Annotated in this window: 19 protein-coding genes; 11 read left to right on the top strand and 8 right to left on the bottom strand. The window is 75.1% G+C overall.

Features of this window, described 5'->3' with window-relative positions:
• Nucleotides 1–131: 131 nt before the first annotated feature.
• Both EAH89_RS19910 and EAH89_RS19905 read left to right on the top strand, forming a co-directional pair.
• Nucleotides 132–2,132, top strand: a complete 2,001-nt coding sequence (locus tag EAH89_RS19910; RefSeq protein ID WP_140885459.1) for a PhoX family protein — start codon at nt 132–134, stop codon at nt 2,130–2,132.
• A gap of 211 nt (nt 2,133–2,343) precedes the next feature.
• On the top strand, nt 2,344–3,522 hold the full coding sequence (locus tag EAH89_RS19905) for an acyltransferase family protein (RefSeq protein WP_161993691.1): 1,179 nt from the start codon (nt 2,344–2,346) through the stop codon (nt 3,520–3,522).
• A 133-nt stretch (nt 3,523–3,655) separates the two neighbouring features.
• On the opposite strand, the gene EAH89_RS19900 is transcribed toward EAH89_RS19905, so the two are convergent.
• From EAH89_RS19900 to EAH89_RS19875, 6 genes are all read right to left on the bottom strand, one after another.
• Entirely contained in the window at nt 3,656–3,988 is a 333-nt protein-coding gene (locus tag EAH89_RS19900; protein WP_140885457.1) for a hypothetical protein, read from the bottom strand.
• Nucleotides 3,989–4,091: 103 nt separating this feature from the next.
• Nucleotides 4,092–4,919, bottom strand: coding sequence for an ABC transporter permease (locus EAH89_RS19895; RefSeq protein ID WP_140885456.1), 828 nt, complete (start codon nt 4,917–4,919; stop codon nt 4,092–4,094).
• Nucleotides 4,916–5,851, bottom strand: a complete 936-nt coding sequence (locus EAH89_RS19890; RefSeq protein ID WP_241667109.1) for an ABC transporter permease — start codon at nt 5,849–5,851, stop codon at nt 4,916–4,918. Before EAH89_RS19890 ends, EAH89_RS19895 begins: the two co-directional genes overlap by 4 nt.
• Nucleotide 5,852: 1 nt before the next feature.
• Complete coding sequence (locus EAH89_RS19885; RefSeq protein WP_338325538.1) at nt 5,853–7,538, bottom strand: peptide ABC transporter substrate-binding protein; 1,686 nt, start codon at nt 7,536–7,538, stop codon at nt 5,853–5,855.
• Nucleotides 7,539–7,605: 67 nt separating this feature from the next.
• Nucleotides 7,606–8,193, bottom strand: a complete 588-nt coding sequence (locus tag EAH89_RS19880; RefSeq protein ID WP_140885455.1) for a hypothetical protein — start codon at nt 8,191–8,193, stop codon at nt 7,606–7,608.
• Nucleotides 8,194–8,291: 98 nt separating this feature from the next.
• Nucleotides 8,292–9,674 (bottom strand): Nramp family divalent metal transporter, encoded by a 1,383-nt coding sequence (locus EAH89_RS19875; RefSeq protein ID WP_408906307.1) that lies wholly within the window; start codon nt 9,672–9,674, stop codon nt 8,292–8,294.
• Nucleotides 9,675–9,898: 224 nt separating this feature from the next.
• On the opposite strand from EAH89_RS19875, the gene EAH89_RS19870 reads away from it, so the two are divergent.
• Nucleotides 9,899–10,552: a DUF4412 domain-containing protein gene (locus EAH89_RS19870; protein ID WP_140885454.1), complete on the top strand. Its 654-nt coding sequence runs from the start codon at nt 9,899–9,901 to the stop codon at nt 10,550–10,552.
• A gap of 49 nt (nt 10,553–10,601) precedes the next feature.
• On the opposite strand, the gene EAH89_RS19865 is transcribed toward EAH89_RS19870, so the two are convergent.
• The gene (locus tag EAH89_RS19865) at nt 10,602–11,327 is read right to left on the bottom strand and encodes an orotate phosphoribosyltransferase (RefSeq protein ID WP_140885453.1); all 726 of its coding nucleotides are present in this window, start codon (nt 11,325–11,327) and stop codon (nt 10,602–10,604) included.
• A gap of 90 nt (nt 11,328–11,417) precedes the next feature.
• Here EAH89_RS19865 and EAH89_RS19860 point away from each other — a divergent pair, with 90 nt between their 5' ends.
• The 8 genes from EAH89_RS19860 to EAH89_RS31435 all read left to right on the top strand — a co-directional run bounded on the left by EAH89_RS19860 (nt 11,418) and on the right by EAH89_RS31435 (nt 18,868).
• Complete coding sequence (locus EAH89_RS19860; RefSeq protein ID WP_241667108.1) at nt 11,418–12,431, top strand: mitochondrial fission ELM1 family protein; 1,014 nt, start codon at nt 11,418–11,420, stop codon at nt 12,429–12,431.
• 235 nt (nt 12,432–12,666) lie between these two features.
• Nucleotides 12,667–14,610 (top strand): PAS domain S-box protein, encoded by a 1,944-nt coding sequence (locus EAH89_RS19855; RefSeq protein ID WP_140885452.1) that lies wholly within the window; start codon nt 12,667–12,669, stop codon nt 14,608–14,610.
• Between the two features lie 161 nt (nt 14,611–14,771).
• Nucleotides 14,772–15,842, top strand: coding sequence for a tartrate dehydrogenase (locus EAH89_RS19850; RefSeq protein ID WP_140885451.1), 1,071 nt, complete (start codon nt 14,772–14,774; stop codon nt 15,840–15,842).
• Between the two features lie 68 nt (nt 15,843–15,910).
• On the top strand, nt 15,911–16,780 hold the full coding sequence (bla, locus tag EAH89_RS19845) for a class A beta-lactamase (protein WP_140885450.1): 870 nt from the start codon (nt 15,911–15,913) through the stop codon (nt 16,778–16,780).
• Between the two features lie 130 nt (nt 16,781–16,910).
• The gene (locus tag EAH89_RS19840) at nt 16,911–17,150 is read left to right on the top strand and encodes a hypothetical protein (RefSeq protein WP_140885477.1); all 240 of its coding nucleotides are present in this window, start codon (nt 16,911–16,913) and stop codon (nt 17,148–17,150) included.
• A gap of 123 nt (nt 17,151–17,273) precedes the next feature.
• Complete coding sequence (locus EAH89_RS19835; RefSeq protein ID WP_140885449.1) at nt 17,274–17,594, top strand: DMT family transporter; 321 nt, start codon at nt 17,274–17,276, stop codon at nt 17,592–17,594.
• A 318-nt stretch (nt 17,595–17,912) separates the two neighbouring features.
• Nucleotides 17,913–18,209: a hypothetical protein gene (locus tag EAH89_RS19830; protein ID WP_140885448.1), complete on the top strand. Its 297-nt coding sequence runs from the start codon at nt 17,913–17,915 to the stop codon at nt 18,207–18,209.
• Nucleotides 18,210–18,214: 5 nt separating this feature from the next.
• Nucleotides 18,215–18,868, top strand: a complete 654-nt coding sequence (locus EAH89_RS31435; protein WP_161993690.1) for a hypothetical protein — start codon at nt 18,215–18,217, stop codon at nt 18,866–18,868.
• A 24-nt stretch (nt 18,869–18,892) separates the two neighbouring features.
• On the opposite strand, the gene EAH89_RS19820 is transcribed toward EAH89_RS31435, so the two are convergent.
• On the bottom strand, nt 18,893–20,299 hold the full coding sequence (locus EAH89_RS19820; protein ID WP_140885447.1) for a helix-turn-helix domain-containing protein: 1,407 nt from the start codon (nt 20,297–20,299) through the stop codon (nt 18,893–18,895).
• Nucleotides 20,300–20,377 lie beyond the last annotated feature (78 nt).

Raw genomic sequence — 20,377 nt, 5'->3', positions numbered from 1 at the left:
GGCCTGGTAGCGGCGGCCCCGTCGCGGCGGGTTCCGGGTGCCGCGGGGCCGGTCACGGAAGCGTCACGCGCTTGACGCGCGGGCTTCGCGCGACGCGGCTAGGGGCCTGCCGTTCGCAAGGAGGGCTCGGGATGCGGGATTCGGACGGCGCGGCGTCAGCGCGCGGCGCGGCAGCACCGGTGGCCGCGGTGTTGCCGCGGGAGATCGAGGACATCGGGAGCAACCCGGCGCCGGCGGACCCGATCGGCGCCGTGCTCGGGCGCCGGATGGCGCGGCGGGCGGCGCTGCGGGGGCTCTTCGGGACGGCGGTTGCCGCGGGCATGGCGCCGGCACGGGCGGCGGAGGCGCCGGAGGGCACCACGGCCGGCTCCACGCTCGGCTCAACGCTCGCCTTCCGAGGCCTGCCGCACGGGACCGGTCCGGGGGAGGCGGTGGCGGAGGGGCACGAGGTGCAGCTCGTGATGCGCTGGGGCGACCCGGTGCTGCCGGGCGCGCCGCCCTTCGACCCCGCGCGCCAGACGGGCGCGGCGCAGGCGATGCAGTTCGGCTACAACAACGACTACCTCGACTTCTTCCCCCTCCCGCGGGGCGGGGAAGGCGAGCACGGGCTGCTCGTCGTCAACCACGAGTACACGAACCCCGAGCTGATGTTCCCGGGCCTGGGCGACGCGCGGGCGGCGCGGGGGCGGACCTCGGCGGAGCAGGTGGCCGTCGAGATGATGGCGCACGGGGCGAGCGTGGTGGAGATCCGCCGCGAGGAGGGGCGCTGGGCGCCGGTGGCCGGCGGCGCGCTGAACCGCCGCATCACCGCCGAGACGCCGATGCGCGTGAGCGGCCCGGCGGCGGGCCACGCGCGGCTGCGCACCGCGGCCGATCCCACGGGCACGCGCGTGCTGGGCACGCTGAACAACTGCGCCGGCGGCAACACGCCCTGGGGGACGGTGCTGATTGCCGAGGAGAACTTCAACCTCTACTTCGGCGGGCCCGGCGTGGAGGCGGGTGCGCAGGCGGCCGCCTACAAGCGCTACGGCCTGGTGGCGGAGGCGCAGTTCCCCTGGGGGCGGCACGTCCCGCGCTTCGACGTGGCGAGCGAGCCGAACGAGCCGAACCGCTTCGGCTGGGTGGTGGAGTTCGACCCCTACGACCCCACGAGCGTGCCGGTGAAGCGCAGCGCGCTCGGCCGCTTCAAGCACGAGGGCTGCACGCACGCGGTCTCGGCCGACGGGCGCGTCGTGATCTACATGGGCGACGACGAGCGCTTCGACTACGTCTACCGCTTCGTCACCGCGCGGCCCTTCGACCGCGGGGACCCCGCGCGCAACCGCGACCTGCTGGACGAGGGCACGCTGTCGGTCGCGCGCTTCGCGGACGACGGCACCCTCGCGTGGCTGCCGCTGGTGCACGGGGAGGGGCCGCTGGTCGAGGCGAACGGCTTCCACGGCCAGGGGGACGTGGTGATCGAGGCGCGGCGCGCGGCGGACCTGCTGGGGGCGACGCCGATGGACCGGCCGGAGGACGTGCAGGCGAACCCGGTGAACGGGCGCGTCTACGTCCTGCTGACGAACAACGGCAACCGCACGGCGGCGCGGGCGGACGCGGCCAACCCGCGCGCGAACAACATCCACGGCCACGTCATCGAGATCATCCCGCCGCGGGGCGAGGGCGGCGTCGACCACGCGGCGGCGACGGCGCGCTGGGAGCCCTTCCTGATGGCGGGACGGCCCGGCGCCGATCCCGGCGCCTCCTACCACCGCGCCGTGGGGCCGGAGGCGGGGTGGCTCTCCTGCCCCGACAACTGCGCCTTCGACAGCAAGGGGCGGATCTGGATCGCGACCGACGGCGCGCCGACCGCGGCCGGCGTGGCGGACGGCCTCTACGCCGCGGACACCGAGGGGGAGGGGCGGGCGCTGACCCGGCGCTTCTACGCGGCGCCGCAGGGGGCGGAGGTCTGCGGGCCGCTGATCGGGCCGGGGGACCGGACCGTGTTCCTCGCGATCCAGCACCCCGGGGAGGACCGCGGGAGCCGCTACGACGCGCCCTCCACCCGCTGGCCCGACTTCGAGGAGGGGATGCCGCCGCGGCCTTCCGTCATCGCCATCGTGCGGAAGGGGGGCGGCGCCATCGGGGGCTGAGCGGGAGGGGACTTCCGGGAGGGCCGGCCGCGCGGGGCGCCGCGGGCCGCCCGAGGGGGCGCCGCGGTGCCATCGAGCGCGGGCGGGCGCTGCCCGGCCGGGCGTTCCGATGACGGAATGTTGAGCGCTCACTCCGCGGTCCAATGATCAATATTGTTGGACAAAGGTTAATATTGAGACGATCCAGGTTGCTCTGCGGAGGCAACGAATCGTGCGGCACCTGGAGCCTAGTCGGGACGCGGCGCTCACCTACGCCTATCTTCCGGAGCTCGACGGCCTTCGCGCCCTGGCCATCGGCATCGTGCTCGCCGGGCATTTCGGCATCGCCGGCTCCGGCGCGGACGGGGTGACCCTGTTCTTCTTCATCAGCGGGTTCATCATCACGCGCGGCCTGAGCAACGCGCTGCGGGAGACGGGCACGATCGCGGTCGGGCGGTTCTACCTTCGGCGGCTGTTCCGCCTCGTGCCCGCCCTGTCCGTGATGATCCTGGCGTCGCTCCTGATGGTCTACGGGCTGCGCGGCGAGTGGCTCTGGGCGGATGCCGTGGCGTCCTTCGCCTACGCGTCGAACTACTACGAGATCTACTTCGACGGGATTCGCCAGCCCGTCCCGATGAGCAACCCCTTCACGGCGCTGTGGTCGCTCGCCGTGGAGGAGCACTACTACCTCTTCTTCCCGGCGCTGCTTCTCGTCCTCGGCCGGCGGCAGGGGCCGCTCGCCCTCGTCCTTCTCGCCCTCGCGGTCGGGGTGATGGCCTGGCGGGTCGTCATCCTCCGGACCGGCGTGAGCCTGCCGGAGCCCGACCTCGGCCTCGCGTCCTGGCCGAACCGCCTTCGGTTCTACAAGGCGACGGACACGCGGATCGACGGCATCCTCTACGGGGCGATGCTGGCCGTCCTGCTGCGGGCCGGGACGGCACGGGCGCTGCGCCTCCTCTTCCATCCCGCCGCGTTCTTCGCGGCCCTTCTCGCCCTCGGTCTGGAGTTCCTGTTCCTGCGCGGCCTCGCCGGCGAGGAGGTGCTCCGCACCACCCTGCAGGGCTTCTGCCTCATGCCGGTGGTGGCGCAGCTTGTCGTGGCGGGGCAGCCGAGCGCGCTGTCGGGCGCCCTGCGGCACGGCCTCGTCGTCTGGCTCGGGAAGCTGAGCTACTCCGTCTACCTCTTCCACTGGCCCGCGATGGTGCTGGCCACGAGCCTGGTGGCCCGGCCGTTCTCCCCCGCCTGGCACGCCTGGGCGGCCGGCGGCACCGCGGCCGCCGCGCTGCTGTCGTACTACCTTGTCGAGCGGCCGGTGCTGAGGCTGCGCAAGGGGGCGGAGGAGGCGGCGGCCCGGTCGCGCGGCGATGGCGGGCCGTCGGCCTGGCCGGAGGGCGGCGTGAAGGCGGCTTGAAGATGCGCGCGGGCTGAACCCGGACGGATGGGTTTCAGGCCGGCGGGCTTGGCGAGAGCGTGGGGGCGGTCCGCCCCGCCGGGTCGACCCCGGGGCGGCCGCGGCGGCGCTGGTCCGGCGGAGCTGGCCTTGCCTACTCGCCCCGCCAGCGGACGCGGCCGCAGAGGGCGAGGCCGAGCCAGGCGGTGGCGAAGACCGCGATGGCGAGGCCGATCCCGCAGAGAAGCACCTGCAGCGCCGTGCTGGGGCCGAGGTGGGCGAGGGCACCGGCGGCGAGGAGGAGGAGGGAGAGCTTGAAGGCCTCGTAGGGAAGCTGGCCCGCCTGCATCACGCCGGCGTGGAGGGCGGCCTCCTGCCCGGATTCCGGCCCGGTCTCCCGCCGCGGTTCCGGCGTGGGCCGGGGCGCCGGGCCGCGCTGGCGGCGGGCGACGGAAAGATAGGATGGGAAACGGGCGCTCCGTCTCATTCCTGAACCACTCCTCCGGGAAGGATCATTTCTGAGATTGTTGTTTGAGGGATGCAACGACGAAGCGTTTTGGTGGTGTTGACCTTCTCGTGAGCGGCGCGCGCTAGCGCTGGGCTTCGCGCAGCCCGTCCGCGACCAGCATGGCGCCGGCGACCGCGAGGGCGATGGCGAGGCCGGGCCAGAGCGCGGCCAGGGGGGCGCTGAAGACGAGGGTCTGGGCGTTGGCGAGCATGTTCCCCCAGGAGGCCGCGGGCGGCTGGATGCCGAGGCCGAGGAAGGAGAGCGTGCTCTCGGCCAGGATGGCGCCCGCGACGGCGAGGGAGCCCGCGACGGTGAGGGGAGCGGCGAGCGCGGGGGCGACGTGGCGGCGCAGCAGGCGGGCCTCGCTCACGCCGAGGGCCCGGGCGGCGCGGACGTGGTCGCGCGCGAGGACCGAGAGGGCGGCCGCGCGCGCGAGGCGGGCGACGCCCACCCAGCCGAAGAGCGCGAGGATGAGGACGATCCGGAGCACGTCGGCGGCGGCGCCGCCCCGGGGCAGGCCGATGGCGGCCGGGTCCATGGCCGCGAGCAGCACCAGGAGGGGAAGGGAGGGCAGGGCGAGGAGCCCGTCGGCGAGGCGCATGAGGGCCGCGTCCACCCAGCCGCCGCGCCAGGCCGCGAGAAGCCCGGCCGCGAGGCCGATGGCGGTGGAGGCGAGGGCCGCGGCGAGGCCGACCGCGAGCGACACGCGGGCGCCGAGCAGGAGGCGGACGAGGATGTCCCGGCCGAGCTCGTCGGTGCCCAGCGGATGGGCGGCGGAGGGGGCGGCCTGGAGGGCGAGGAGGTCGGGCAGCTCCGGGTCCACGCCGAGCCAGGCGGCGACCGCGGGCGCCGCGAGGGCGCCGGCCGCGAGGAGGGCGAGCAGCGCGAGGCCGAGGCGAAGGCGGGTCATGCCAGCCGGGGGTCGAGGGCGCGCTGGGCGAGGTCGGCCGCGAGCGTCGCGAGGAGGGTGGTGGCGGCGACGAGGAGGAGGGCCAGCAGGGCGAGGTTGTGGTCGTTGCCCATCACCGCGTCGGTCAGCAGCTTGCCCATGCCGGGGCGGGCGAAGACGGTCTCGGTGATGAGCGCGCCGGAGACGAGGGAGCCGGCGTCGAGCGCGAGGAGGGAGAGGAGGGGCACCGCCGCGTTGGGAAGCGCGTGGCGGAGGGCGATGCGGGATTCGGGGTTGCCGCGCGCGCGGGCGGCGGTGATCCAGGGGGCCTGGAGGACCTCGGCCATGCTGGCGGCGGTGTGGCGGGCGTAGGCCGCGAGATGGGCGATGGCGAGGGTGGCGACGGGGAGGACGAGGAAGCGGAGGGCTTCCGCCAGCCCCTCCCCCTCCGGCGCGCCGCCGGCGGGGAGCCAGCCGAGGGTGACCGCGAAGAGGATGATCAGGAGGATGCCGAGCCAGAAGGCCGGCAGCGCCTGGGAGAGGAGGGCCACGGCGTCCACCGCGCCGCGCCAGCGGGGGCGGAGCGCGGCCAGCATCCCGGCCGCGACGCCCAGCGCGGCGGCCAGCGCGAGGGCGGTGCCGAGCAGGACGAGGCTGCCGCGGAGCGCCGGCCATAGCACCTCCGCCGCGGGGCGCGCGAAGAGGCGGGAGTAGCCGAATTCCCCGCGCAGCACGCCCGTGGCCCATGCCCACCAGCGCGCGAGGAGGGGCTGGTCGAGGCCGTGCAGGGCGCGCATGCGGGCGACGTCCGCGGGGCCGAGGCGAGGGTCGGCCATCAGGGCGAGCGAGATCGGGTCGCCCGGCATGGCGCCGATGGCGAGGTAGGCGGCGAGCGAGAGCAGGGCGAGGGTGACCGCGATCTGCGGCAGGCGCCCGGCGACGATCCGCAGCACGTCAGCGCACCCGCCAGTCCGTCACCCAGAGGGAGGAGGGGGACATGTTGCCGGTGGGGCGGATGCCGTCGATCCATTGCGGCCAGACATGCGCGTCCGCCCGGTGCCAGAGGGGCAGGGCCGGGAGGTCCTGGTGGGTCAGGGCCTGGAGCCGCGCCCACATCGGCCGGCGCTTCCCGGCGTCGAGCTCCCGCGGCAGGGCCTCCAGCAGCGCGTCCATCTCGGGGTTGCGGTAGCCCGGGTAGTTCTGGCCGGACCAGTTGCGCTCGGCGGTCGGGATCTCGTCGGAGTGGAGGGTGGAGCGGGGGACGTTCTCGGGGCTGCTGATCCAGGCGAAGAGGACGGCGCCCCCGAAGCGGCGCTGGGAGAGGGTCTCGCCGAACAGCACGCGCGGCGGCTGGTTGGCGATGCGCGCCTCCACCCCCGCCGCGCGCCACTGGCCCTGGATGACCTGCAGCACCGTCTCGCGCGAGCGGTTGCCGGCCGTGGTCTGGAGGTCGAGGGCCAGCCGCGCGCCGTCGGCGTTGCGGCGGATGCCGTCCGGGCCGGGGCGCCAGCCGGCTTCCTCCAGCAGGGCCGCCGCGCGGGCGGGATCGAAGGGCCAGGGGGCGAGCGACTTGTCCAGCATGGGGTCGTCGGGGTGGATGGCGGTGGCGGCGACGGGCTGACGGTTGTCGAAGAGGCTGGCGATGATCCGCGGGCGATCGATCGCCATCATCAGCGCCTGGCGCACGCGGCGGTCGGCCAGGACGGGGTTGTCGAGCCGGAGGTCGAGGTGCTCCCAGGTGAGGCCGGGGCGGTACTCGACGCGGAAGCGGTTGCGGGCGCGGCGCTCGAGCGCGATGGCCTGGTCGAGGGAGAAGCCGAGCTCGCCCGCGACCATGTCGACCTGCCCCGCGAGGAGCTGGGCCTCGAGCGCCGCCGAGTTCTCCACCACGCGGATGTTGATCCGGCGGAAGGCGGGCGCGGGGCCGGCCCAGGCCTCGTTGCGCTCGAGCGTGACGCCGGCGCCGGGCTGCACGGCGGTGACGCGGTAGGGGCCGTTCCAGAGGGCGGGGTTGGTGGTGTCGGTGTCGTAGGCGGTGCGGGAGCGGTAGTTGCGGCGGTCCGCCTCCCAGATCGGGCGGTCGATATGGGCGGGGAGCGGCTCGAAGTTGTCGGCGGAGCCCGCGTCGAAGGTCGCGCGGTCGAAGCGCAGCGTGACGCTCCGCGGGCCGTCCGAGAGGAACTCGTAGGCGGAGCGGTAGAACTCGGCGCCGCCGAAGCCCGTCTCGAAGGCGCGGCCGGCCTCCCAGGCGAAGCGCAGGTCGTCGGCGGTGACGGGGCGGCCGTCGCCCCAGCGGAGGCTGTCGCGCAGGCGCCAGGTGACGCGCATGCCGGGCTTGCCGTCGGGCGTGGTGTCGTGGGCGACCCCGCCGTTCTCGAGGGTCGGGAAGGCGTCGCAGGCGAGGCAGAGGGGGAGCCAGTCCGGGCCATGGCCGGTGAGGGGGCGGCGGGCGAAGCCGAGGATGTAGGACTTCGCCGCCATGCTCTCGATGTTCGGGTGGAAGGTGCCCGTGGCCTGGGAGATGCCGATGGTGAGGGTGTCGCGGGGCGTGCCCTGGGACCGCGCTGCGGCCGGCGCGGCGAGGGCGGCCAGGAGGGCCAGGGCGGCCATGGCCGGGCGGCCGGGTGTTGCCATCTGCATGGGGGGATGATGGCGCGCTTCGGGGCGGGCCGGTAGGGAGGGCGGGGCGCCGGGCCGCCGCCCGGGATCAGGGGCGCCCCTGGCCCAGCCGCGTCAGGGTTCCCCGCTGCCCCGGCGCCTGGCCCAGGGTGTAGCGCCACGCGCCCGTGCCGCCCGTGGCGAGCGGCATGGTGACCGTGACCTGGCGCTCGGTCGAGGCGAGCCGGGCGAGGTCGCTGCAGGTGCCGAACTCGGCGGTCACGAAGGGGGGCGACACGGTGGCGTCGAGCAGGCGGTAGGTCGCCGGGCAGGCGCTGCCGCCCGGGAAGAGCAGGAGGATGACGGCGGGGAAGGCCGCGCTCGGCGAGACGCCCGCGACCGACGGCGGCATGTCCCAGCCGCCGGGCGGCGCCCGCAGCACCGTGGCCGGCCCGACCATGACCGCGTCGGCGCTCAGGCGGAGCGGCCCGGCGATGGTCTGGTTCCCGCCGGCGGCGGCCTCCGGGCGGCCCGGCGGGGGCGCGGCCGGCGCGGAGGACCCGCGGGCCAGGTCGGCCAGCGAGGGAGTGCGGAGCACGGTGCTGCCGTCGCGCCGGTTCTCGACCTGGCACGCGCCGAGGGCCAGGGCGAGCGAGGCGGCCAGGGCGGGGCGAAGCCGGCGGGGAGGGATGCGCAAGGTTCGCCCTCAGGGTATGTTGCGATATCGGCATAAATAGCGGTGGTGCGCTCGTCAATCGTAAGCGGCCGGCGTCGTGCTTCCCCCCGGCGGTCGCCTCAGTCCCCGGTGACGAAGTCGAAGAGCAGCTTCATGTTCAGCACGACGATGAGCGCCGCCGAGGCCCAGCCGAGGGCGAGTTGCCAGGCCGGCGCGCGGAGCGAGCCCAGCCGCCCGCGGTCCCCGGCGAAGAGCATCAGCGGGATGACGGCGAAGGGGAGCTGCAGCGACAGCACGACCTGGGAGAGGACGAGCATGCGGGCCGTGCCGCTCTCGCCGTAGAGCGCCGTGACGACCACCGCGGGGATGATGGCGACGAGGCGGGTCACGAGGCGCCGCACGACGGGGCTGAGGCGGAAGCGGAGGAAGCCCTCCATCACGACCTGCCCCGCGAGCGTCGCGGTCACGGTCGAGTTCAGGCCGCAGGCGAGGAGGGCGATGGCGAAGAGGTAGGGCGCGGCCGTGCCGAGGAGGGGCGCGAGGAGCTCGTGCGCGTCCTGGATCTCCGCGACCTCCGTGTTGCCGCTCGCGTGGAAGGCGGCGGCGGCGAGGATGAGGATGGAGGAGTTGATCAGCAGCGCGAGCGCGAGGGCCACGGTGCTGTCGATGGTGGCGAAGCGGATCGCCTCGCGCTTGCCCTCCTCGTCGCGCCGGATGTCGCGGGACTGGATGACGGCGGTGTGCAGGTAGAGGTTGTGGGGCATCACCGTCGCGCCGAGGATGCCGAGGGCGATGTAGAGCTGCGTCTGGTTGGTGACGATCGAGGCCGAGGGCAGGTAGCCGCGGACCACCTCGCCCCAGTTCGGGTCGGCCATCACGAGCTGCACGACGAAGCAGCCGGCGATGAGGGCGATCATCCCCATGATGAAGGCCTCCAGCCAGCGCATGCCCTTGTTCTGCAGCCAGAGGATGATGAAGGCGTCGAGCGCGGTGAGCAGCACGCCGAGGAGGAGCGGGATGCCGAAGAGGAGCTGCAGCGCGATGGCGGTGCCGATGAGCTCGGCGAGGTCCGTCGCGCAGATGGCGATCTCGGCGAGGAACCAGAGGGGGTAGGCGACCGCCGGCGGGAAGCGGTCGCGGCAGAGCTGGGCGAGGTCGCGGCCCGTGGCGAGGCCGATGCGTGCGCAGAGGGCCTGGAGGAGGATGGCCATGAGGGAGGAGAGCAGCGCGACGGCGAGCAGCGTGTAGCCGAAGGCCGAGCCGCCCGCGAGCGCGGTGGCCCAGTTGCCGGGGTCCATGTAGCCGACGGCGACGAGGTAGCCGGGGCCGATGAAGGCCATGAGGCGGCGGAGCCAGCTTCCCGCGTTGGGAACGGCCACGCTGCGGTTGACCTCGGGGAGGCTCAGCGTCTCGCCCGGCCCGCGGCCGGCGGGGGGAGCGGCCGCCATTCCGTCCGCCGGGGCGGGGACCGGCTCCGGCAAGCGGCCCATGTGTCGCGCCATTGTCATCCCTTCTTCGCGCCGCCGGGGCGACGCATGAACATCTGTTCAGGTCGCGATGTGTCGATGGTTCACATTGTTTTTCAAGGTCTTGGCCCTCGTTACCTGAGCCGTTCCCGCGCCGCAAGAAGGGGTGTCGGGCGCGGCTCTCCCGATCGTGCGGGCCGGGCGGGTGGCGGGGCGCGGCGCGGGGCCGCAGATGCGGCCGAACCATCCGGGACGCCCCCATGCTGAAGATCCTCCTCGCCGCCTCCATCCTCGCCCTGCCCGCGCTGCCGGGCGCCGCCCTGGCCCAGGGCGCCCCCGCCAACCTGCGGCCGACGAAGGACGTCGCGGTCACCTACCGGCTGGTGGGGATGCCCGCCCAGGGGGCGAACGGGCAGGCGATGCCGCCGCAGGAGATGCGGATGGCCTGGTCGGTGACGGAGGGGAAGCAGCGCGTGGACCCGCCGGGCGGGATGGGCTGGATGCTGATCGACCGCGGCGCGAACTCGGCGGTCATGGTGATGGAGCCGCAGCGCGTGGTGCTGGCGCTGCCGGCCAACGCGGCGGCGGCCATGTCGCAGGACGCGCCGCCCGACGCCCGCTTCACCCGCAAGGGCACGGCGCAGGTGGCCGGGCAGTCCTGCACCGAGTGGGACGTGGCCGTGCCGCAGGGGACGAGCACGATCTGCGTGACGGAGGACGGGGTGATGCTGCGCGCGGCCTCGCCCCTGCCGGACGGGAGCGGGGTCTCGCGGCTGGAGGCGACGGAGGTGCGCTACGGCGCGCAGGACCCGGCGCGGTTCCGGGTGCCGGCGGGCTTCCAGGAGATGCAGATGCCGACCCAGCCGCCGGCCGGGGACCCGGGCGGGGCACCGGCCGCGCGCCCGGCGCGCTGAGGGGGCGGGGCGCCGGCCGGGGGACCGGTCGGCGCCGCCCGGCCTCGCCTCAGGCCGCGGTGATGCCCTTGGCGAGCGCCTCCTCGGCGCTGCCGATGCCGCCGTGGGAGCGCGACCAGTCCATCGGGTTCTCGAGGAATCGGCGCACCTCGCGCAGCGCGGGCTCGGCAAAGTAGGGCCGCTCGCGGCAGACCTCGAGCACGTCCCACCAGGTGCAGAGGTGGAGCAGGTTGAGGTTCATCGCCTTCATCGTGTCGAAGGCGCCGGGGAAGACGCCGTAGAAGAAGACGACGAAGGTGTCGTCGCACTTCGCGCCGGCGTCGCGCAGCACCTGGGCGAAGCGGATCTTCGAGCCGCCGTCGGTCGTCAGGTCCTCGACCAGCAGGGTGCGCTTGCCCTCGGGCACGTCGCCCTCGATCTGGGCGTTGCGGCCGAAGCCCTTCGGCTTCTTCCGGACATAGGCCATGGGCGCCATCATCCGGTCGGCGATCCAGGCGGCGAAGGGGATGCCCGCGGTCTCGCCGCCGACCACCGCCTCGATCGTCTCGTAGCCGATGTGGCGGCCGATCTTCTCGGCGGCCAGGTCGCAGATGGTCTTGCGGGCGCGGGGAAAGTAGATGATGCGGCGGCAGTCGATGTAGACGGGGCTCTTCCAACCCGAGGTGAAGGTGTAGGGCTCCTCCGGCCGGAAGTTCACCGCCTTGATCTCGAGCAGGATGCGGGCGGTGGTGAGGGCCGCGTCGCGGTCCCACTCGGAGGCGTGCTGGATGGCCATGGATCTTCTCCCTCGCGGCACCGGCCCCCGGGGGACCAGGAGGGGGGGGACCAAGCGGCCGTTCCCTAGCGGGGTGGCGGTGCCGCGTCCATGCGGCTTCGCGAAGCGGGGCGGCTTCGCAAGGCTGGGTGGCGTTGCGCGGCCGGCCGCGGCGCGCGGATGAGCGGGGCGGGGGAGGCGGGCGGCGTCTGGGTGCTGGCGGACCCGCGGGCGGGCACGGCGGCGCAGGCGCAGGGCATCGCCGAGCGGCTGGACGTGCCCTTCCGGGTGGTGCCGCTGGAATGGGGGCCGCTGGCCGCGCTGCCGCTGGCCTGGCCGAGCCTGGCCGGGCTCTCGGCGGCGGTGCGGGCGGCCCTGACGCCGCCCTGGCCGCGGCTGGTGATCTCGGCCGGGCGGCGCGCGGCGCCGGTCTCGCGCTGGCTGCGGCGGCGGGGGGCTCGGACGGTGCACTGCATGCGGCCGGGCGTGGGGGCCGCGGATTTCGACCTGCTGGTGATCGGGCGGCATGACGGCGCGCGGCCCGCGGCCAACGTGATGCCAGTCCTCGGCGCCACCCACCGCGTGTCGCCGGCGGCGCTGGCGCGGGCGCGGGAGGAATGGGCGTCGCTGGGCGCGCTGCCGGGGCCGCGGGTCGCGCTGCTGCTCGGCGGCCCCGTGCGGTCGGCGGGGATGGACCCGGCGGCGGCCCTCGCCGTGCTCGACCGCGTGCTGCCCGGCGCCGGCAGCGTGCTGGCGACGACGAGCCGCCGGACGGGGGAGGCGGCGGGGGCGGCGCTGGCGGCGCGGCTCTCGGGCGTGCCGGGCGTGCTGCACCGCTGGGGGGAGGCGGGGCCGAACCCCTATGCCGGATTCCTGGCCCAGGCGGACCGGGTGGTGGTGACGGCCGATTCGGTCTCGATGCTGTCGGAGGCGCTGGCGACGGCGGCGCCGGTCTTCGTGGCGGGGGAACTGCCGGGCGCGCCGCGGCACCGGGCGCTCCTCGCCGCGCTGGAGGGGGCGGGGCAGGTGGTCCCGCTGGACCGCTACCCGGCGGCGCCGCCGCGCGCGCCGCTGGACGAGAGCGGGCGGGTGGCGGAGGCGGTGCGGGCGCGGTTCCTTGTCTGAAACCAACCATTATGTTGCATGAATGGAACGAAAACGATCGGAAAGGTCAGGCTGGTCCGTAAACCTCTTGTCAATACATCGCCGCTAAACACAATTTCGTGAGTGGCGGAGGGAAGGCTCCCCGCTCGGAGCGGAGTTCCCAGCCAGTGACGAGCGGCGCGCCTTGACCCATTCCCATCCTCCCAGCACCGGGGGGCCGCCGCCCGCCGTGCCCGGATTCCCGCAGGGGGGCGGCTTGGCCGGCGCGCTGGTCGCGGGACTCGCGCCCGGCGCCTGCCCGCTCGGCCCCGCCGACGCCTGGCCGGCGGCGCTGCGCGGCGCACTCGGCATGGTCCTCGCCTCGCCGGTGCCGATGCTTCTTCTCTGGGGGAAGAAGCGGGTCGCCTTCCACAACGACGCCCTCGCCCGGCTGATCGGCTCCGGCCACGCGCTGGCCACGGGGCGCCCGGCGCGGGAGGGATGGCCCCTTCTCTGGAAGGCGCTCGGCCCGCTCTCGGCGCGGGTGCTCGGCGGTGAGGAGGCGGCGGCCGAGAGGATTTCGCTCCTGCTCGACCACCACGGCGCGCCGGCGGAGGCCGTCCTCGACATCGCCGCCTCCGCCGTGCGCGAGGAGGGAGAGGCCGGCGGGGTGCTCTGCGTCGTCCTGGACGCGACGGAGCGGGTGCTGGCGGAGCGGCGCCTGGGCGCGCTGCGGGCCATGGCCCTGCCGCTGGCGGGCGCCGAGAGCGCGGCGGGCGCCTGCGTCGCGGCGCTGGCGGTCCTGGCGGCGGAGAACCCGGGGGACCTGCCCTGGGCGCGCGTCCTCCTGCGGGAGGAGGGCGGGCCCCGCGTCGTGGCCTCCCACGGCGCGGAGGGGGACGGGGTTCCGGAGGCGGTGCTGGAGGCCGTGCTGCGCGGGGGCGCGGCGCGGGAGGTGCCGGGCGCGCTCGTCCTGCCCCTGGCCGATGGCGGGCGGGTGGCCGGGGTGCTGGTGGCGGGGCTGAACCCGAACCGGCCGCTCGCCGGGGACTACGGGACCTATCTCGGCCTGGCGGCGGGGCAGGTGTCGCTCGCGGTCGCGCGGCTGCTGCGGGCGAGGGAGGAGCGGCGCGCCGCGGCCCGGCTGCGGGAGAGCGAGTCGATGTTCCGCACCATGGCGGAGCACGCCCCCGTCATGGTCTGGGTGATGGAGGCGGACGGGCGCTGCACCTATCTCAGCCGGCGCTGGTACGACTTCACGGGGCAGGCGCCGGGGGAGGGGCTCGGCTTCGGCTGGCTGGACGCCGTCCACCCCGAGGACCGGCCCGGGGTGACCGGGGTGGTGGCGCGCGCCATGGAGACGGGCAGTGCCTTCCGCACGGAGTACCGGCTGCGCGCGGCGGACGGGCGCTACGTCTGGATGATCGACGCGGCGGCGCCGCGGCAGGACGGGGCGGGGCGCTTCGCGGGCTTCGTCGGCTCCATCCTCGACATCAGCGAGCGCCGGCGGGACGAGGAGGCGCGCGACCTGCTGGCGCGCGAGCTGTCGCACCGCATCAAGAACATCTTCATGGTCACGGGCGGCTTGGCCGCGCTGACCGCGCGCGGCGACCCGGCCGCCGAGGCCTTCGCCGCCAGCCTGCAGGCGCGGCTGCGAGCGCTGGCGCTGGCGCACGACTTGGCGCGGCCGGACGCGGTGCTCGGCCCCGTGCCGCTGGTGCATTCGGAGGGGGCGCCGGCGGGGGGGCGCCTCGCCGTGGCGGGCGGCGCGCCGGCGCTGCCGCCGGTGGTGGCGCGGCCGCTCACGGTACACGGGCTGCTCTCGGCCCTGCTCGCGCCCTATGGCGACGGCGGGAAGGGGCGCGTGACGATCGAGGGGGAGGACCGCTCGATCGGCTACGCCGTCGCCAACGCGCTGGCGCTCGCGCTGCACGAGCAGGCGACGAACGCGGTGAAGTACGGCGCGCTGTCGCGGCCCGAGGGGCGGCTGCGGGTCGTCACGGTGACGGAGGGGATGGGGGCGGAGGCGGTGTTCCGCCTGGACTGGACCGAGACGGGCGGGCCGCCGGTCGCGGGGCCGCCGACGCGCACCGGCTTCGGCACCACGCTCGCGGCGCGGAGCCTGGCGAGCCAGGTCCGGGGGCGCATGGTGCATGACTGGCGCCCCGAGGGGCTGGCGCTGCGCGTGGAGCTTCCGGAGGCGTCGCTGGCCGGGCGCTAGAGCAACTTCCGTTCGCCCTGGCTCACTTCAACTGCTCTAGCTCATTGTTTAGGCGAGCAAAATGCTCCTTCCGGTGACGTGGCCGGTTCGGGGTTTGCTCCAGGCCTTGCCGGACGGCCCATCCGGGGGCAGGACACGGGGGCAAGCACGGAGGAAGCCCCATGGCGCGCAGGCACCGAATCGCGGTCATTCCCGGCGACGGCATCGGCAAGGAGACCACGCCGGAGGGGCTGCGCGTGCTGGAGGCCGCCGGGCGCCGCTTCGGCTTCGAGCTGGAGCTGACGCATTACGACTGGTCCTGCGAGCTCTACCAGAAGACCGGCCGCATGATGCCGGAGGACGGGCTGGACCAACTCCGCGGGGCGGACAGCATCTTCCTCGGCGCGGTGGGCTGGCCGGGGGTTCCGGACCACGTCTCGCTCTGGGGCCTGCTGATCCCGATGCGGCGGGACTTCGACCAGTACATCTCGCTCCGTCCCTGCCGGCTGATGCCCGGCGTTCGCTCGCCGCTGGCCGACCGGCGGCCGGAGGACATCGACTTCGTCGTCGTGCGCGAGAACACGGAGGGGGAGTACTCCTCCTCGGGCGGGCGGATGTTCCGCGGCACGCCGCGCGAGTTCGTCAGCCAGGAGAGCGTCTTCACGCGCCACGGCTGCGACCGCGTGATGAAGTACGCCTTCGAGCTGGCGATGAAGCGGCCGCGCCGGAAGCTGACCTCGGCCACGAAGTCGAACGGCATCACCTTCACCATGCCCTTCTGGGACGAGCGCTTCGCGGAGATGGCGAAGGCCTACCCGGGCGTCGCGACGGACCAGTTCCACATCGACATCCTTTGCGCGCATTTCGTGCAGCACCCGGACTGGTTCGACGTGGTGGTGGGGTCCAACCTCTTCGGCGACATCCTGTCGGACCTGGGGCCGGCGGTCGCGGGCTCGATCGGCATCGCGCCGAGCGCCAACATCAACCCCGAGCGCGCGCACCCCTCGATGTTCGAGCCGGTGCACGGCAGCGCGCCGGACATCGCGGGCAAGGGGGTCGCCAACCCCATCGCGCAGATCTGGTCGGGCGCGCTGATGCTCGAGCACCTCGGCGAGGCCGAGGCGGCGGGGGCGATCACCACGGCGATCGAGAGCCTCCTGGCCGAGGGCGGGCCGCGCACGCGCGACCTCGGCGGGAACGCGGGCACGGTCGAGGTGGGGCAGGCGCTGGCCGAGGCGGTGGCGCGGGGGTGAGCGTGCCGGTGCCGCCGAGGCGGGGGCTGCGACGGCCGCTCCTGCAACGGCCCGTGTTGCAACGGCCCGTGCTGCAACGGCGGGGCCTGCTCGGCGGGGCGGTGCTGGCGGCGGCGGGCGTCGCGGCCGGGCCGGCGCCCGGAGCGGCAGGGGGCTTCGAGGCGGCGGTGCGGGCGGCCGAGCGGGAGGCCGGGGGGCGGCTCGGCGTCGCCGTGCTCGACACGGGCACGGGCGCGCGGGCGGCCTGGCGCGGCGGGGAGCGGTTCCCGGTCGCGAGCACCTTCAAGCTCCTCCTCGCGGCCGCCGTGCTGCAGAGGGTGGAGGCGGGGCGGGAGGGGCTGGACCGGCGGGTGCCCATCGCGGCCGCGGACCTCGTGGACCACGCGCCGGTGACGGGGCGCCGGGTCGGGCCCGAGGGAATGTCGGTCCGCGAGCTTCTCGAGGCGACGATGGTCTGGAGCGACAACCCCGCGGCCAACCTCCTGCTGCCCTCCGTCGGCGGGCCCGAGGGGCTGACGCGGGCCGCGCGCGGCTGGGGGGACGAGGGGTTCCGGCTGGACCGGTGGGAGACCGCGCTCGGCGAGGGGCGGCCGGGCGACCCGCGGGACACCACGACGCCCGCGGCCATGCTGCTGAGCCTCGAGCGGCTGCTGGTGGGGGAGGTCTTGTCGGGCCCGATGCGGGACTTGCTGGTGGGGTGGATGGTCGGCAGCCGCACGGGCGACGCGAAAATCCGCGCGGGGTTGCCCCCGGGCTGGGCCTGCGGGGACAAGACCGGCGCCGCCGGGCACGGCACGAGCAATGACGTGGCGGTGGTCTGGCCGCCGGGCCGGGCGCCGGTGCTCGTCGCGGCCTACCTGACCGAGTCCCCGGCGGCGCCGGCGGGGCGGGACGCGGCGCTGGCGGCGGTGGGGCGGGCGGTCGCGGCCGGGTTCTGAGGCCGCCGGGCGGGGGTTTCGCCGCCGCCGGGCAGGGCACACTTGAACGTCTATACAGGTGTCGCTATAACTCGTCCAGCGGTTGCGAGTAATTCTCAACAACTGCGCAACTGGGATGGGGTTTGACCCGATGGGGCAGGACTACAGCTACATCGCCCGCAATTGCGAGCGCGCCGTGGTGACCGCCTATCGCGAGCTGCGCGACGTCGGGACGAACGACTACAGCGCCTTCGGGGCCTGCACGTCGCTCTACCGCATCCACCACCCCGAGGCGACGATCGCCGAGGCGCGGCGGCTGGTGGCGGAATGGATCGACCACCACGTCGTGCGCGCCGACACCGGCCCGACGGCCGGCTGCGAGTGCGACTGAGCGTTCAGTGCGACTGAGCGTTTCCGGCGCGGCCTGAGCCGCGCGGTTTTCCCGCCCGGGGACGGCCCCGGGCTCGTGGCCTTTCCGCCGGGACGGGCCGGCCCCGTCCCTGGGGGCACGCCGATGGCCTGGGTCTACCTCATCCTCGCGGGGCTTCTCGAGATCGTCTGGGCCTTCGGCATGAAGGCGTCGGAGGGGTTCTCGCGCCCGGGATGGTCCGCCGTGACCGTGCTCGGCATGGCCGCCAGCGTCGGGCTGCTGGGGTTGGCCATGCGCAGCCTGCCGCTCGGCACCGCCTACGCCATCTGGACGGGGATCGGCGCGCTCGGCGCCTTCCTGGTGGGCATCGCCGTGCTGGGCGAGGCGGCGACGCCGCTGCGGCTGGCCTCGGCGGCGCTGATCCTGGCGGGGCTGGTGGGGCTGAAGCTGGCCTCCGGGGACTGAGGCCGGCGAGGCTCGGCGACTGAGCCGGGCGCGGCGGGCCCCAAGAAGCGCGGTGAATGGCCCTGGACGGACTCGGCGTTTCACTGAGCGAATACTTGTCTCCTTCAAATGAAGGAGGAGGGCGCGCGTCCTCCTGACTTCCGATCACGTCTTTTCGATTTACCGATCTTTCTCTGTCGGCTCGCGGTGGGCCTGCCGCAGCATCGCCGGCGGCGGGTGCCCCGGGGCGCACCGCCTGCCGCGCGCCCGGCCGGAAGCGACGCGCGGCGGCCAAGGTCGTCCAGACATCTCGCCAGAACAGAAAGTCAGGGAGGTCGTATGCGCCCGTTCCTTCGCGCCCTTTTCCGGGGTGCCCTCATCCTTGCCCTCGCGGCTGCGGCGCCGGGGGCGGGCCGCGCGGCCGGGCCGGAGCCGGCGCGCGCCCCGGTGCCGGAAACCCAGTCGGACGAGAAGGACGTCGGGCTGAGCCCCGCGCCCTCCTTCGCGACGCCCTCGCCCGAGTTCGAGCGGGAGGCCGCCTTCGTCGGCGCCTCAACCGGCGACGCGGAGCACGACACCTACGGCTACCGCGTCAGCGGCGGGAGCGCGCCCGCGGCCTCCGACGCCAAGCGCTAGGCGCCATGCCGGAAGCGCTGGAGGAGGCGGCCGAGCCGCTGATGGACGTGCTGGCCGCCTTCCTGCCGGCCTATCTTCTCGTGCTCGCGGTGCCCGGCCCGAACATGGCGGCGATCGGCGGGATCGCCGCCATCCGCGGCCTCGGCGGGGCGATCCCCGTCTGCGCCGGCGTCGCCGCGGGGGCGGGGACCCTCGCCGCGGCCATGGCGCTGGTGGCCGGAGCGGGGGAGGTCCTCGTCTCCGGCCGCTGGGCCGCGGCGGGGCACCTGGCGGGCTGCGTCCTGCTGCTGCTGGTCGCCGGGCAGATCCTGCGGCCGGTCCTGCGCGCGGCCCCGCCCGGCGCCGCTGCCCCCGGGCGGGCCGGCGGGCTCGCGTCACTCGGCGCCGGGTTCTGCGTCGGGGTCACGAACCCGCTCACCGCCACCTTCTTCGCGGGCTACATGCTCGCGCACCGGTCGCTGGACCACGCGGGCCGGGCGGCCCTCGCGCTGCTCGTCCCGGCCACGGCCTTCCTGTTCTTCCTCGTCGTCGGCGCGCTCCTCTCCCATCCCCGGGTCATGCGGGCGGTGGGGCGGCGCCAGAGGACGGCCCGGGTGGTCGCGGCGGGCGCCGTCGCGGCGGCGGCGCTCGTGCAGGCGCGGGTCGCGCTCTCGGTCTGAACGGGCGGCCCAGGGCGCCTCGCGTCAGGCCGGCGCCCCCGGGCGGGAGAAGACGAAGGGCGCGCCGGCCGAGGCGGGGTCGAGCAGCAGGCGGTGCTCGAGCGGCGGGAAGGCGCGGGAGCGGCAGTCCGGCCGGTCGCAGAGGCGGCAGGAGAGGCCGATGCCGACCTTGGCGGAGGCGAGGTCCAGCCCGTCGGCGTAGCAGACCTCCGCGGCGCGGCCGATGGCGCAGCCCATGGCGACGACCTGCACCGGCGCAGGCTCGCCCCATCGGGTGGCGGGGTGCTCGACCGTGCGGGCGAAGCAGAGGAACTCGGCGCCGTCCGGCAACTCGGCCACCTGCACGACGATGCGGCCGGGGGTGGCGAAGGCCGCGTGAGGGATCCAGCGCGGGCAGGAGCCGCCGCCGCGGGCGAAGGGGAAGCCGGCGGCGGAGAAGCGCTTGGAGACGTTCCCCGCGGGGTCCACGCGGAGGAAGAAGAAGGGCACGCCGCGCGCGCCCTCCCGCTGGAGCGTCGAGAGGCGGTGGCAGGTCTGCTCGTAGGAGGCGGCGAAGCGGGCCGAGAGGGCCGTGACGTCGTGGCGGAGCGCGCGGGCTGCGGCGAGGAAGGGCGCGTAGGGGAGCATGACCGCGGCCGCGACGTAGTTCAGCAGCCCGATGCGGAGCATGCCCGCGGCCTCGTCCGTGGTGGGGCCGATGGCCGCGATGACGCGCTCCACGGCCTCGCGCGCCTCGAGCAGGGCGAGGGTGAAGGCGAGGTGGAAGGAGCGGCTCTCGCGCGGCAGCGTCTCGCTGAGGGTGAGCTGGGCGGTCGCGGCCTCGTAGCGGCGGAGCGCCGCGCCCGGCAGCACGCCGACGGTGACGGCGAGGCCGTGATGCGCGCGCAGGCGCTCGGCCAGGGCGTGGTCGAGCGCCTGGGGCGCGGGCTCGGCCAGGGCGGCGCGGAGGGCCTCGGCGGCTTCCTCGAGGGAGGGGAAGTGGTTGGCGGCGTCGTGGAAGGCGTCGCGCGCCTCCTCGCCGGGGAGGAGCAGGCGGCGGCCGGAGGGGAGGGAGAGGCCGGCCGAGTCCTCGCGCGCGACACGCCAGGCGCGCCAGAGGGCGAGGACCGCGCGGGCGGCGTCGGGGGCGGCGGAGGCGAGGGCGGCGGCCTGCTCCTCCGGCACGGCTTCGGCGCCGAGGAGCGGGTCGCGGAAGACCTCGCGCAGACCCGCCTCGATGCGGCCCTCCGCCTGGCCGGAGAGGAGGGCGAGGTCGACCGAGAGGGCGTCGGCGATCTTGAAGACGAGGCTGGCCGTGATGGCGCGCTGGTCGGCCTCGATGAGGTTCATGTAGCTCGCGGAGATGCCGAGCCGGGTGGCCAGCGCCGCCTGGGTGATGCCGCGTTCCTGCCGCAGGCGCCGGACCACCCGGCCGATCATGGGACGCGCCAAGATTTACAGCCTTTACGCAAAAAGGAGGGGAAGGGTGAAGCACGCCACGGGTTTACGGGGTGTGAAGCGCCGCCGAGG

Origin of the sequence: Muricoccus nepalensis (genome assembly GCF_006438825.1) — a bacterium.
Classification (GTDB): Bacteria; Pseudomonadota; Alphaproteobacteria; order Acetobacterales; family Acetobacteraceae; genus Roseomonas; species Roseomonas nepalensis.
The sequence above is the reverse complement of the archived record's forward strand: the minus strand, read 5'-3'. Positions and strand labels throughout refer to the sequence as shown.

Bases quoted from the DNA above. Each gene is read 5' to 3' on its own strand.
- EAH89_RS19910 (WP_140885459.1), top strand. From the start codon at position 132: ATGCGGGATTCGGACGGCGCGGCGTCAGCGCGCGGCGCGGCAGCACCG.
- EAH89_RS19900 (WP_140885457.1), bottom strand. From the start codon at position 3,988: ATGAGACGGAGCGCCCGTTTCCCATCCTATCTTTCCGTCGCCCGCCGC.
- EAH89_RS19895 (WP_140885456.1), bottom strand. From the start codon at position 4,919: ATGACCCGCCTTCGCCTCGGCCTCGCGCTGCTCGCCCTCCTCGCGGCC.
- EAH89_RS19885 (WP_338325538.1), bottom strand. From the start codon at position 7,538: ATGCAGATGGCAACACCCGGCCGCCCGGCCATGGCCGCCCTGGCCCTC.
- EAH89_RS19875 (WP_408906307.1), bottom strand. From the start codon at position 9,674: ATGGCGCGACACATGGGCCGCTTGCCGGAGCCGGTCCCCGCCCCGGCG.
- EAH89_RS19870 (WP_140885454.1), top strand. From the start codon at position 9,899: ATGCTGAAGATCCTCCTCGCCGCCTCCATCCTCGCCCTGCCCGCGCTG.
- EAH89_RS19865 (WP_140885453.1), bottom strand. From the start codon at position 11,327: ATGGCCATCCAGCACGCCTCCGAGTGGGACCGCGACGCGGCCCTCACC.
- EAH89_RS19860 (WP_241667108.1), top strand. From the start codon at position 11,418: ATGCGGCTTCGCGAAGCGGGGCGGCTTCGCAAGGCTGGGTGGCGTTGC.
- EAH89_RS19850 (WP_140885451.1), top strand. From the start codon at position 14,772: ATGGCGCGCAGGCACCGAATCGCGGTCATTCCCGGCGACGGCATCGGC.
- EAH89_RS19840 (WP_140885477.1), top strand. From the start codon at position 16,911: ATGGGGCAGGACTACAGCTACATCGCCCGCAATTGCGAGCGCGCCGTG.
- EAH89_RS19835 (WP_140885449.1), top strand. From the start codon at position 17,274: ATGGCCTGGGTCTACCTCATCCTCGCGGGGCTTCTCGAGATCGTCTGG.
- EAH89_RS19830 (WP_140885448.1), top strand. From the start codon at position 17,913: ATGCGCCCGTTCCTTCGCGCCCTTTTCCGGGGTGCCCTCATCCTTGCC.
- EAH89_RS31435 (WP_161993690.1), top strand. From the start codon at position 18,215: ATGCCGGAAGCGCTGGAGGAGGCGGCCGAGCCGCTGATGGACGTGCTG.